The organism is Hydrogenophaga sp. UC242_50 (assembly GCF_042697355.1).
In the GTDB taxonomy this organism is placed as follows: domain Bacteria; phylum Pseudomonadota; class Gammaproteobacteria; order Burkholderiales; family Burkholderiaceae_C; genus Hydrogenophaga.
On the sequence record NZ_CP170553.1, the window covers coordinates 2,537,777 to 2,549,561 of the forward strand.

The following is an 11,785-nucleotide window of genomic DNA, read 5'->3' on the forward strand; positions in this document are numbered from 1 at the left end:
GGCTTATGTTCGACCGCATCCGCTCCGACATCCAGTGCGTGCTTGACCGCGACCCGGCCGCGCGCAGCACCTGGGAGGTGATCACCTGCTACCCCGGGCTGCACGCCGTCTGGCTGCACCGCCCGGCGCACTGGTGCTGGAACCACGGCTTCAAGTGGCTGGGTCGCTTCATCTCGCACATTTCGCGCTGGTTCACGGGCATCGAGATCCACCCGGGCGCCAAGCTGGGCGAACGCGTGTTTTTCGATCACGCCATGGGCGTGGTGGTGGGCGAGACCGCCGAGATCGGTGACGGCTGCACGATCTACCAGGGCGTGACGCTGGGCGGTACCTCGCTCTACAAAGGCACCAAGCGCCACCCGACGCTGGGCCGCGACGTGGTGGTGAGCGCGGGCGCCAAAGTGCTGGGCGGTTTTGTCGTCGGCGACGGCGCCAAGATCGGCAGCAACGCGGTGGTGATCAAGCCGGTGCCCGCAGGGGCGACGGCGGTGGGCATTCCGGCCCGCATCATCCCGAGCAAGACCGGCGAGAGCGCCGATGTGACCGAGCAGGGCCAGAAGTTCCAGGCCTACGGCATCACGCAGGACGACGATCCCTTGTCGCAGGCCATGCGCGGCCTGATCGACAACGCCGCCGGGCAGGAGCACCAGATCGCGCTGCTCTGGCAGGCCATCGAGACCCTGGCCGAGACGAAGAAGCGCGATTGCGTGCCGCAGGACGCGGCGCGCGAGGAATGCTTCGAGGCCGAAAAGCTCAATCAGCTGGTCGGGAAGTGACGCGCAGCGCCGGGTGGCCGGCTCCGCTCATGTCCCCCGGCGGCCTTCGGCCGCCTCCTCCTTCACTTCGCTGCACCGGCCACCCGGCGCTGCGCGTCACGCGTGGTGGTGCGCGGCGAAGCCTCGCTCAGTGATGGTGGCCGTGCGCGCCATGCGCGTGGCGATGGGCGATCTCTTCGGCTGATGCGGCCTTCACGTCGATCACGTTCAGCGTGAACGTCAGGTCCTGGCCGGCCAGCGGGTGGTTGCCGTCGAGCATCACCGTGTCGCCCTTGATCTTGGTGACGGTGAAGATCTGGCGGTTGCCATCCGCATCGCTGCCTTCGAGCTGGCCGCCCACCTTCACGCCGGGCGGGAAATCCTTCTTCGGGATGGAGGTCACCAGGCTTTCGTCGCGCTCGCCGAAGGCCAGGGCCGGCAGCAGCTTCACGGTGGTCTTGAAGCCCTTCTCCTGGCCTTCCAGGGCCATCTCGACGCCCGGCAGCGTGTTGCCGTAACCGCCGTGCAGGTAGGCGCGCGGCTCCTTGCCGTCTTCGAGCACTTTGCCCTTGGCGTCGACGGCGCGGAAGGTGAGGGTGACGATGGTGTCTTTGGTGATCTTCATGGCGGGTCGCTGGAATGGGTTAGCGGGCGGGGCGCACGGCGGACTTCGGGCGGAAGGCCTTGCAGACGTCGTCGTGCGTTTCAAGATAGGGGCCGCCGATCAGGTCGATGCAGTAGGGCACGGCGGCGAAGATGCCGTTGATGCGCTGCGTGCCGTCGGCGTTTTTCAGACCTTCGAGCGTCTCGGCAATGGCCTTGGGCTGGCCGGGCAGGTTGATGATGAGGCTCTGGCTGCGGATCACCGCCACCTGGCGCGAGAGGATGGCGGTGGGCACGAAGGCCAGGCTGATCTGGCGCATCTGCTCGCCAAAACCCGGCATTTCCTTGTGCGCCACGGCCAGCGTGGCCTCGGGCGTCACGTCGCGCAGCGCCGGGCCGGTGCCACCGGTGGTGAGCACCAGCGAGCAGCCGGCGTGCACCAGTTCGATCAGCGTGGCGCTGATGCGCGCCTGCTCGTCGGGGATGAGGCGCGGTTCGAAGGTGATCGGGTTCCTGAGCGCGCGCGTGAGCCAGTCCTGCAGCGCGGGCAGGCCCTTGTCTTCGTACACGCCGGTGCTGGCGCGGTCGCTGATGGACACGATGCCGATGCGCACCGGGTCGGCGGAGGAGGGCGTGGTGGTCTCGCTCATGGCTGGTCTGGTTCGTCGGTGGGGGCGCCGTCGTCGTCCTCGCCCTGGTTCAGCGTGGCCTTGACGATCTGGAAGATCTCCCGGTAGGCCTTGCCGTGGCGCACGGCCTCGCCCGGGCGCTCCTGTGCCTGCGTGGCCTGGGCGTCCTTGCGCGCCTGGCGGATCAGCGCGCGCAGGTGCTGCACGTCGGCGCCCGCGTCGAGCTGCAGCCACTGGGTGAGCGCGTCGTCGTCGGCGATCAGGCGGTCGCGCCATTGTTCGGCCAGGTGCAGCGAGAGCGTGCCCTTGGCCGAGCCCTTGTTCTGCTCGTCGAGCGCGGCTTCCACCGCGGCGATGGTGTCTTCGTCCAGCGCACGCATCAGCTTGCCGATGAACTGCATCTGGCGGCGGCGGCCTTCGAAGTTGGTGATGCGCTTGGCCTCGGCCACCGCGTCCAGCAGTTTTTCCGGCAGGTCGAGCTTCTGCGTCAGGTCGGCGCGCAGGGTGAGCAGGTTCTCGCCGAGCGCCTGGAGGCGGTCGCTCTCCCGTTTCAGGTCGGTCTTGCTCATTTCGGCGTCGCCCTTGAGCTCGCGCTTGAGCTCCAGGTCCAGCTCGCTGCCCAGGGCGACGAACTGGCCACGAACGAAATAGCCTTTGGTGGGTTTGCGGGACATGTGGATCGTTGAATAGGCCTTCTGCGCGAATGGCAGCGGCCGGAAGGGGCGGCAAGTATCATAGCCGTCGACATGAAAAACCCCTCCCAAGCCCCTGCGGCAGCCCCCCGTTCCCCCCTTTCCGGTTTCCAGTACGCCCGCAGCCAGTTCGAGGAACTGGTCGATCTGGCCCTGGGCCACGCGAAACAGCTCGGTGCTGTGGACGCGGCGGCCGAGGTGTCCGAGGGCGCCGGCCTGAGCGTTTCGGTGCGCAAGGGCGAGCTGGAGAACGTGGAGCGCAACCGCGACAAGTCGCTGGGTGTCACGGTCTACCTGGGACAGAAGCGCGGCAATGCCTCCACCTCCGATTTCTCCGCCGCCGCCGTGCGCCAGACGGTGCAGGCCGCCTACGACATCGCCCGCTTCACCGCCGAAGACCCGGTGGCCGGCCTGCCCGACGCCCAGGACGTGGCCGACAGCTACCCCGACCTGGACCTGTTCCACCCCTGGTCGCTCGATTCGGAAGAGGCCGCGCGCATCGCCCTGGCCTGTGAGGCGGCCGCTTTCGCCACCAGCAGGAAGATCAACAACAGCGAAGGGGCCGGCGTGTCGGCCCAGCAGTCGCACTTCTTCACCGCGCACCTGCGCGGCGGCGAGCGTGGCAAGCCCGGCATCTTCAGCGGGGGCTACGCCAGTTCGCGCCACAGCCTGTCGGTGGCGCCGATCGCGGGCAAGGGCGCGAACATGCAGCGCGACTACTGGTACAGCTCCATGCGCTCGCCCGGCGAGCTGGCCACGCCCGAGGCGGTGGGCCGCTACGCCGCCGAGCGCACGCTGGCGCGCCTCAACGGCCGCAAGATCGCCACCACCGAATGCCCGGTGCTGTTCGAGTCGCCCCTGGCGGCCGGTCTGCTGGGCAGCTACGTGCAGGCCACCAGCGGCGGCGCGCTGTACCGCAACACCACCTTCCTGCACGACAGCCTGGGCAAGCGCGTGACGGCCAAGCACCTGGACATCCTGGAAGACCCGCACGTGCGCAATGGCAAGGGCAGCGCGCCGTTCGACGACGAAGGCGTGCGCACGGCCAAGCGCAAGGTGCTCTCGGGTGGGCGGGTGCAGGGCTATTTCCTCTCCACCTACTCGGCGCGCAAGCTGGGCATGCGCACCACCGGCAACGCCGGCGGCTCGCACAACCTCACGCTCACCAGCCGGCTCACGCAGCCGGGCGACGACCTGCGCGCCATGCTGAAGAAACTCGGGCGCGGCCTGTTCGTCACCGAGCTCATGGGCCAGGGCGTGAACTACGTGACCGGCGACTACTCGCGCGGCGCCTCGGGCTACTGGGTGGAAAACGGCGAGATCGCCTACCCGGTGCACGAGATCACCATCGCCGGCAACCTTAAGGACATGCTGCTGGGCATCGAGGCCATCGGGGCCGATGCCTACAACTACGGTGCGAAAACGACCGGTTCGATCCTGATCAACCGGATGAAGGTGGCAGGGAGCTGACCTGACCCACCCCCGCGCCGCGCCTGCGGCGCGTCACCCCCTCAAGGGGGCAATGCCTGTGGCCTGGCAAAGCCAGTTCCACGGCATTCTGGATGGGCTGCTCAGTTGGACAGCGCGGCCTTCACGGCGGCAGACACCTGGCCCATGTCGGCCTTGCCGGCCAGGCGCGATTTCACCGCGCCCATGACCTTGCCCATGTCGCCCGGGCCCTTGGCGCCGAGTTCGGCCACGATGGCCTTGACTTCGGCGGCCACTTCGTCGGCCGACAGGCGCGCGGGCAGGTAGCCCTGCAGCACGGCCATTTCGGCGGCTTCCTTGTCCACCAGGTCCTGGCGCGCGGCCTTGGTGAAGGCCTCGATGCTGTCCTTGCGCTGCTTGACCAGCTTGTCCACGATGGCGATGACCATGGCGTCGTCCAGCTCCACGCGCTCGTCCACTTCCTTCTGCTTCATCGCGGCGGTGAGCAGGCGGATGGTGCCCAGGCGCTCGCTGTCCTTGGCGCGCATGGCGGCTTTCATGTCTTCGGTGATCTGGTCTTTCAGGCTCATGGAGGCTCCTGGGGTGGTCGAGAGAGGAATCGGAAACAAAAAAGCCCGCCTGAGCGTCCTCCAGCGGGCTTGTTCGCGACCGGGCGGCAGGGCCCGGTGGCTCGTGCTCAGTACAGCTTCTTGGGCAGCTGCATCGAGCGCACACGCTTGTAGTGGCGCTTGACGGCGGCGGCCTTCTTGCGCTTGCGCTCGGCGGTCGGCTTTTCGTAGAACTCGCGGGCGCGCAGATCGGTCAGCAGGCCGAGCTTTTCGATGGTGCGCTTGAAACGGCGCAGGGCGACGTCAAAGGGCTCGTTGTCTTTTACACGGATGGTCGTCATTGGCGAAGGATGTCCAGAATGCGCGGAAAGAGGATGAACGGGAAGATCGGGCCCGGGCGTCGTTTCCGCAAAATGTCCCGTCATTAACTAGTATTGGCCGACGGGGATTTGCCAGCAAAGCCCTGGATTATAGCCATTTTCATGGGGTTGGCTACCGCAGTGGCGCAGCGTGGGGGTCACAGCGCCTGTGCACAGGCGTGGGCGCTGGCCCAGGCCCATTGGAAGTTGTAGCCGCCCAGCCAGCCGGTCACGTCCACCACCTCCCCGATGAAATACAGGCCCGGCTGCTTCGATTCCAGGGTCTGGGACGAAAGGTCGCGGGTGTCCACACCGCCCAGCGTGACCTCGGCCTTGCGGTAGCCCTCGGTGCCGGTGGGGGTGAGTTCCCAGCGCGAGAGGCGCTCGGCCAGCCGGGCCAGGGCCTTGTCCGAGGCTTCGGCCACCGGGCGCTGCCAGTCGGCGTCCTGCTGCACCCAGGCCTCGGCCAGGCGGCTGGGCACCAGGCTGGCGAGTTCGTTGCCCAGCAGCTTGCGCGAGCTGGCCTTGGCGCGCGCCAGGGCGGCGGGCAGTTCGGTCTCGGGGGCCAGGTTCAGGCGGATCGGCGTGCCTTCCTGCCAGTAGCTGGAAATCTGCAGCACGGCCGGGCCGGACAGGCCACGGTGGGTGAACAGCAGGTCTTCCAGGAAAGCCATGCGGCCCTTTTTCTCGCCGGTCTCGATGCGCACCGGCAACGCGAGCCCGGCCAGGCCAGCGTAGGGCGCCCAGCCATCGCCGTCGAAGGTGAGCGGCACCAGGCCCGGGCGCTGCGCCACCAGGCGCAGGCCGAACTGGCTGGCGATGCGGTAGCCGAAGTCGCTCGCACCGATCTTGGGGATGGACAGGCCGCCGGTGGCGACCACCACCGCGCGGCCGCGCACCGGGCCCCGGTCGGTGTCGAGCTCGTACACGCCGTCACCGCCCTGGCGCACGGCCTTCACGCCGCAGGGCTGCCAGCGCTGCACGCCGCCCGCGTCGCATTCGCGCAGCAGCATCTGGATCAGGTCGTCGGCCGAGTGGTCGCAGAACAGCTGGCCTTTGTGCTTTTCGTGGAAGGCGATGCCATGGCGCTGTACCAGGCCGATGAAGTCGGCCGGCGTGTAGCGCGAGAGCGCCGAGCGGCAGAAATGCGGGTTGGCGCTCAGGAAGTGCTTGTGCGGCGCCTGCGGGTCGAGTTCGCGGTTGGTGAAGTTGGCGCGCCCGCCGCCGGAGATGCGGATCTTCTCCGCGACCTTGTCGCTGTGGTCGAGCACCAGCACGCGCTGGCCCCGCTGGCCGGCGATGCCGGCGCAAAAAAGGCCGGCCGCGCCCGCGCCGATGACGATGGCGTCGAAATCTTGCATGGCGGGCAGTGTAGGCGCAGCGCGCCTTCAGCCTGCGTGCTGACTTCTTTCGGCGAGGATCGCGGCCTTGCGCGTGAGACCGTCGATCTCGCCCGTGATGTCCGAGAGCACGTTCGCCACCACGGCGAACTCGCGGCCGTGTTGCCCGGCCCGCGCGGCCACCACCTGCGCGTTGAAGCTCACCACCTTGGCCTCCTTGCGCAACGCTCTGGATGTCGCCGACTATGCCGGTGAGCTCCTTCATCATCGCGTCGGCGCGCGCCTTGGCGACCTCGTCGAAGGCGGTGGTCGCGGTGTTGAGGGCGTCGAGGATGCGGTCGGTGTGGTCCACCAGCTCGGCCAGGGTGGTGGGCACGCGCGGGCTGTAGGCCTCGATCTGTTCGAGCGCGCTGTGCATGAGCTGCATGAAGGCCTGTACCACCGGCCCGACCCCGCGCGTGCCGTGGTAGGTCTCCTGGATCTTGCGGGCGCCCTGTGCCTCGAGCTGGCCCACCGTGCCCAGCAGGTGTTGCTGGCTTTCGCTGAACATCTGCAGGCTGCGCTGCGCGGCCTGCAGTCGCCCGGCCTCGCCGTTGGCGGCGAGCACGGTCTGCAGGATCATGCGTTGCGAGAGCATGCGCTGGCGCGCGGCGAGGTTGACCAGCGAGAGGCCCGCGATGTGGGCGGGCGTGTCGCGGCGAACGGGTCGGGTGGGGGCGAGGGATGTCATGGGGCTGACATCAAGCAATCGCCGGGCCATGGTGGCCCGGGCGGCGTTCAGGCGGCGCGCGCGACCGCCTCGGGCGCCTGCACGGCCGCGATGCCGCGGACCACGTCACCGACCACGATCACGGCCGGGCTGCCCAGGCCTTCGCGCTCGATGGTGGCGCTCAATTGCCCCAGTGTGGTGAGCGCGTGCCGTTGTTGGGGCAGCGTGGCGTGCTGGATCACGGCCAGGGGCGTGTCGGCCGGCAGGCCGGTGAGCAGGTCCTGCTCGATCTGCGCGGCGCTGGACACGCCCATGTAGATCACGAGCGTGAGCTTGGCGTCGCGCGCGGTGGCGGCCAGGGTCTGCCAGTCGGTGCCGGCGTCACCCGGCTTGGCGTGGCCGGTGACGAAGACCACGCCGTGCGCGTGTTCGCGGTGGGTGAGCGGCACGCCCAGCGAGGTGAGACCGGCCAGTCCGGCCGTGATGCCATTGACCACCTGCACCTCGATGCCGGCGGCGCGCAGGTGCTCCACCTCTTCGCCGCCCCGGCCGAAGATGAAGGGGTCGCCGCCCTTGAGCCGCACCACCATTTCGCCTTCCTGGGCCGCCATCACCATGAGCTTCTCGATGAAGGCCTGCGGCGTGCTTTTGCAGCCGCCGCGTTTGCCCACGTGCACGATCGCGCGCGCGCGGCGACGCGTGGGCGAGCACGCCGTCGCTCACGAGGTCGTCGACCAGCAGCACGGTGGCCGCGCTGATGGCCTTGACGGCCTTGAGCGTGAGCAGTTCGGGGTCGCCGGGGCCGGCGCCCACCAGGGCCACGGTACCGGGCAGGAACTCAGACGGCGAGGGCATGGGTTGCGGTTTCATGTTGCACGACCTCTCGCAAGATGTGTTCCACCTGCAGGGCAATCGGTGTGGGGATGGGCTCCGTGCCATCGAGCACGGCGCGGATGTAAGCGGCGGTGTGCGAGGCGTCCACCGCGGGCAGCGACGGCAGCCTGGCCAGCGGCCCGTCCTGCAGGGCTTGCACCTCGGTGCGCTCGCCGTCGCGGAACACTTCCATGCGCGGCGTGCGGCGTGCGTCGGCCACGGGTTCGCCTTCGGTGCCGCGCAGCAGCAGCGCATGAGCGCCGGTGAGCGCCCAGGTGGCGGCCATGGAGGTCGCGTATTCGGGGTGGGTGTAGCTGCCGACGATGAAGGCCTTGCCTTCGCACGGGTTCATGAGTTTCACCAGGCTGTGCGCGGGGTTGCGCAGGCCGACCGCGCGGCGCACGTCCAGCAGGCGCTTGAGGCCGGGGCTGAGCACCTCGGTGGGCACGAAGGCGACCTCGCCCGCGCCGAGCGTGGGCACCGCGCTGGCCGAAGGCACGCCGAGTGTTTCGAACACCTGGGAGGCGAACACGCGCTGGTTCTCGGTGGCGGTGCCATGCACCAGCACCGCCGCGCCCCGGCGCGCCAGCAGCAGGGCCAGCAGCGGGGTGAGCACCGGCAGCTTGCGCGCGCCGTTGTAGCTGGGCAGCACGACGGTGGCCAGGCCGTTGTCGGGCAGGCGGCGCAGGCGCGCGTGGGTGGCATCGAGGAAGCCGGCCATCTCGTCGGGCGTTTCGCCCTTGATGCGCATGGCCAGGCAGAAGCCGCCAACCTCCAGGTCGGTCACGGTGCCGTCCAGCACCTGGCCGAGCAGGTCGGTGGCCTGCTCGCGCGTGAGCGAGCGGGCGCCGTCCTTGCCCCGACCGATTTCCTTGATGTATTGACTGATGGCCATGACTTGCAAATTTCGGCGAATTGTCAGGCAAGTTTGATGACTTATCGTTATATGGGCGTTCTGGCCGCTCAGGCGGGCTGGGCCAGGGGCGCGCTGGCGCGCACCAGCCGCCTGAGTTCGGGTACGCAGGAGCCGCAGTGGGTGCCGCATTGCAGGCTGGCCTGCAGGGCGGCCAGGCGCTGGTCGTCGCTGCCTTCACAGCTGGCCAGCCGGGCCTGGATGGCGTCTTCACCCACGTTGAAGCACGTGCACACCTGCCGGCCCTTGGCCACCACGGCCACGGGGGCCTTGGCGCCCGGCATCAGCAGCAGGCGGCCGTACGCGGCGGCGGGCAGCCCGTCCTGCAGCAGGGGCTTGATCCAGACCTCAGCGCGCGTGTCGCCGGCCAGCACGAAGGCCTCGAGCCGGGTGGTGTCGCCCTCGCGCACCAGGCGCGCGGTGCGGCGCTGGCCCAGGCGCTTGTCCACGTAGCGCAGCGCATCGGCCGTCTGCAGGCCCAGCAGGGCTTCGATGCGTTCGATCAGTCCGGGCTCGGGTGCATCGTGCGCGGCGGCGCGGAACAGGACGCCGGTGCGTTCGCGGCCGAAGGGCACGCACGAGGCGAACGGAAACTCCGCCATCAGCGCGCGCAGGCCTTCCCGCGCTTCCAGTGCCTGGGTGTCGGGCAGCCAGCCCAAGGCCAGCAGCGTCCAGGGCAGTTCGGCCTTGAGCACCTTCACCGCCGCGTGCTTGAGCTCGGGCTGTTTGGAGGTGGGGCAGTAGGCCGAGGTGGTCAGCGCGTTGACGCCGGCCAGCGGCTCGCCGGTGCTGCTCAGGCCGCTGAGGTATTCCGCGCCCCAGTGCATGGCGATGAAGGCCTGCGACAGGCCGATCTCGTCGGACGCCATGGCGGGCACCAGGATGGAGCCGCGCTTGCTGGTCACGTGCACCAGGTCGCCGTCCTTCAGGCCGCGGCGTTCCATGTCTTGCGGGTGCAGTTGCACCGAGGGTTCGGCGACGTGGCCGAACAGGCGGCCCAACGTGCCGGTGCGGGTCATGCCGTGCCACTGGTCGCGCAGGCGGCCGGTGGTGAGCGAGAACGGGTAACGCGACTCGCGCGGCTCGGCCAGCGGCACGAAGGGCAGGGCGGCGAAGCGGGCCTTGCCGTCGGGCGTGGCGAACACACCGTCTTCGTAAAGGCGCTGGCGGCCCTGCGATTCGCCGGCCTTGAGGGGCCATTGCTGCGGCCCCTGCTGCTGCAGCATGGCGTAGCTCAGGCCGGTGATGTCGAGGTCGCGCCCGCGCGTGGATTCGCGGTGCTCCAGCCACAGGCTTTCGGCATCGGGGTAGGGGAACAGCGTGGGCTGGCCGGGGCGCCAGCGGGCTTCGAGGCGCTGCGCGACGTCGACCACGATGCGCCAGTCGTGCCGCGCCTGGCCGTGCGCGGGCACGGCGGCGCGCACGCGGCTGATGCGGCGCTCGCTGTTGGTGACGGTGCCGTCCTTCTCGCCCCAGGTGGTGGCGGGCAGCAGCAGGTCGGCGTATTCGCAGGTGGCGGCGGTGGCGTAGGCCTCCTGCACCACGACGAATTCGGCGCGCGCCAGCGCGCGGCGCACGGTGGCCTGGTCGGGCATGGACTGGGCCGGGTTGGTGCAGGCGATCCAGAGCGCCTTCACCTGGCCGTCGGCGGCCGCCTCGAACAGCTCGACCGCGCTCAGGCCGGGCTTCTCGGGCACCGAAGGCAGGCCCCAGAGCGCGGCCACTTCGGCGCGGTGCGCGGGGTTGGCCAGGTCGCGGTGCGCGCTCAGCAGGTTCGGCCAGGCCGCCGACCTCGCGCCCGCCCATGGCGTTGGGCTGGCCGGTGAGCGAGAACGGGCCGGCGCCGGGTTGGCCGATCTGGCCCGTCGCCAGGTGCAGGTTGATCAGGGTGGCGTTCTTGGCCGTGCCGCTGCTGCTCTGGTTCAGGCCCTGGCAGTAGAGGCTGAGCGTGGCGGGCGAGGTCGCGAACCACTTGGCGGCGGTGAACAGGTCTTCGCGCCGCAGGCCGCAGACCTGGGCCACGCGCTCGGGCGTGTGTTCGCGCACCAGGGCCTTGAGTGCGTCGAAGCCGGTGGTGTGCGCGGCGATGTAGCCGCTGTCGATCCAGCCTTCCCACAGCATGATGTGCAGCAGGCCGTGGAACAGCATCACGTCGCTGCCCGGCTGCAGAGGGAGGTAGAGGTCGGCGAAACCGGCGGTGTCGGTGCGGCGCGGGTCGGCCACGATCACCTTCATGGCCGGGTTGTTCTTGCGCGCTTCCTCGATGCGGCGGAACAGCACCGGGTGCGCGAAGGCCGCGTTGCTGCCGACGATGAAAAGGCATTGCGCGTGGTTCACGTCGTCGTAGCAGGTGGGCGGCGCGTCGGCGCCCAGCGTGAGCTTGTAGCCGGCCACCGCGCTGCTCATGCACAGGCGCGAGTTGGTGTCGACGTTGTTGGTGCCGATCAGGCCTTTGGCGAGCTTGTTGAAGGCGTAGTAGTCCTCGGTGAGCAGTTGTCCGCTGATGTAGAAGCCGACCGCGTCCGGGCCGTGCCGCTCGACCACCGAGGCGAAGCGCTCGGCGGCGAGGTCGAGCGCCGCGTCCCAGGCCAGGGGCGACGCGGGCGCGCCGCGTTGTGCGCGCTGCATGGGGTGCAGCAGGCGTGTCTGCTGGGCGATCGCGGGCGACGCGGTGAGGTGCAGGGTCTGGCCCTTGGTGCAGAGGCGGCCGAAGTTCGCCGGGTGCTGCGGGTCGCCGCGCACGCCGGTGATCTGGCTGCCCACGCTTTCGATCAACACCCCGCAGCCCACGCCGCAGTAGGGGCAGGTGGAGCGGGTGGTGATCGGGCTCATGCGGGGACGGTGGCCGCCGCGCCGGGCCGCCCCAAGCCAGGCCGCTCCCCCTCGGGGGGCAGCGACCCGCGCAGCGGCGGAGC

The 11,785-nt window shown here is 69.6% G+C and carries 10 protein-coding genes and 2 pseudogenes; 2 read left to right on the plus strand and 10 right to left on the minus strand.

What is annotated here, in order from left to right; all coding sequences use genetic code 11:
- The first annotated feature begins 5 nt into the window (after positions 1-5).
- Positions 6-776, plus strand: a complete 771-nt coding sequence (cysE, locus tag ACFJGX_RS13085) for a serine O-acetyltransferase (RefSeq protein ID WP_382320808.1) — start codon at positions 6-8, stop codon at positions 774-776.
- Between the two features lie 127 nt (positions 777-903).
- On the opposite strand, the gene ACFJGX_RS13090 is transcribed toward cysE, so the two are convergent.
- Genes ACFJGX_RS13090 through yjgA form a run of 3 tightly spaced genes read right to left on the minus strand, consistent with a single transcriptional unit; the run spans position 904 to position 2,661 of the window.
- Entirely contained in the window at positions 904-1,380 is a 477-nt protein-coding gene (locus ACFJGX_RS13090) for a peptidylprolyl isomerase (RefSeq protein WP_382328533.1), read from the minus strand.
- A 19-nt stretch (positions 1,381-1,399) separates the two neighbouring features.
- Positions 1,400-2,008, minus strand: coding sequence for a molybdopterin adenylyltransferase (gene mog / locus ACFJGX_RS13095; RefSeq protein WP_382325665.1), 609 nt, complete (start codon positions 2,006-2,008; stop codon positions 1,400-1,402).
- On the minus strand, positions 2,005-2,661 hold the full coding sequence (gene yjgA / locus ACFJGX_RS13100; RefSeq protein WP_382328535.1) for a ribosome biogenesis factor YjgA: 657 nt from the start codon (positions 2,659-2,661) through the stop codon (positions 2,005-2,007). Before yjgA ends, mog begins: the two co-directional genes overlap by 4 nt.
- 72 nt (positions 2,662-2,733) lie before the next feature.
- Here yjgA and pmbA point away from each other — a divergent pair, with 72 nt between their 5' ends.
- The gene (gene pmbA, locus ACFJGX_RS13105) at positions 2,734-4,149 is read left to right on the plus strand and encodes a metalloprotease PmbA (protein WP_382320804.1); all 1,416 of its coding nucleotides are present in this window, start codon (positions 2,734-2,736) and stop codon (positions 4,147-4,149) included.
- Between the two features lie 101 nt (positions 4,150-4,250).
- Here pmbA and ACFJGX_RS13110 read toward each other — a convergent pair whose 3' ends face one another.
- From ACFJGX_RS13110 to ACFJGX_RS13140, 7 genes and pseudogenes are all read right to left on the minus strand, one after another.
- Positions 4,251-4,697 carry a GatB/YqeY domain-containing protein gene (locus ACFJGX_RS13110; RefSeq protein ID WP_382320802.1) on the minus strand — a complete coding sequence of 149 codons (447 nt, stop codon included), beginning with the start codon at positions 4,695-4,697 and terminating at the stop codon, positions 4,251-4,253.
- A 107-nt stretch (positions 4,698-4,804) separates the two neighbouring features.
- Entirely contained in the window at positions 4,805-5,017 is a 213-nt protein-coding gene (rpsU, locus tag ACFJGX_RS13115; protein WP_056273869.1) for a 30S ribosomal protein S21, read from the minus strand.
- 176 nt (positions 5,018-5,193) lie between these two features.
- Entirely contained in the window at positions 5,194-6,396 is a 1,203-nt protein-coding gene (locus ACFJGX_RS13120; protein ID WP_382320801.1) for an NAD(P)/FAD-dependent oxidoreductase, read from the minus strand.
- Positions 6,397-6,423: 27 nt separating this feature from the next.
- Complete coding sequence (locus ACFJGX_RS13125; RefSeq protein WP_382328537.1) at positions 6,424-6,579, minus strand: hypothetical protein; 156 nt, start codon at positions 6,577-6,579, stop codon at positions 6,424-6,426.
- 573 nt (positions 6,580-7,152) lie between these two features.
- Positions 7,153-7,954, minus strand: a pseudogene (cobA, locus tag ACFJGX_RS13130) (uroporphyrinogen-III C-methyltransferase).
- On the minus strand, positions 7,923-8,852 hold the full coding sequence (gene ybiB, locus ACFJGX_RS13135) for a DNA-binding protein YbiB (RefSeq protein WP_382320795.1): 930 nt from the start codon (positions 8,850-8,852) through the stop codon (positions 7,923-7,925). The pseudogene cobA and the gene ybiB overlap by 32 nt, the downstream one beginning before the upstream one ends.
- Positions 8,853-8,920: 68 nt before the next feature.
- Positions 8,921-11,702: pseudogene (locus tag ACFJGX_RS13140) on the minus strand (molybdopterin-dependent oxidoreductase).
- Positions 11,703-11,785 lie beyond the last annotated feature (83 nt).

Bases quoted from the DNA above. Each gene is read 5' to 3' on its own strand.
- cysE (WP_382320808.1), top strand. From the start codon at position 6: ATGTTCGACCGCATCCGCTCCGACATCCAGTGCGTGCTTGACCGCGAC.
- ACFJGX_RS13090 (WP_382328533.1), bottom strand. From the start codon at position 1,380: ATGAAGATCACCAAAGACACCATCGTCACCCTCACCTTCCGCGCCGTC.
- mog (WP_382325665.1), bottom strand. From the start codon at position 2,008: ATGAGCGAGACCACCACGCCCTCCTCCGCCGACCCGGTGCGCATCGGC.
- yjgA (WP_382328535.1), bottom strand. From the start codon at position 2,661: ATGTCCCGCAAACCCACCAAAGGCTATTTCGTTCGTGGCCAGTTCGTC.
- pmbA (WP_382320804.1), top strand. From the start codon at position 2,734: ATGAAAAACCCCTCCCAAGCCCCTGCGGCAGCCCCCCGTTCCCCCCTT.
- ACFJGX_RS13110 (WP_382320802.1), bottom strand. From the start codon at position 4,697: ATGAGCCTGAAAGACCAGATCACCGAAGACATGAAAGCCGCCATGCGC.
- rpsU (WP_056273869.1), bottom strand. From the start codon at position 5,017: ATGACGACCATCCGTGTAAAAGACAACGAGCCCTTTGACGTCGCCCTG.
- ACFJGX_RS13120 (WP_382320801.1), bottom strand. From the start codon at position 6,396: ATGCAAGATTTCGACGCCATCGTCATCGGCGCGGGCGCGGCCGGCCTT.
- ybiB (WP_382320795.1), bottom strand. From the start codon at position 8,852: ATGGCCATCAGTCAATACATCAAGGAAATCGGTCGGGGCAAGGACGGC.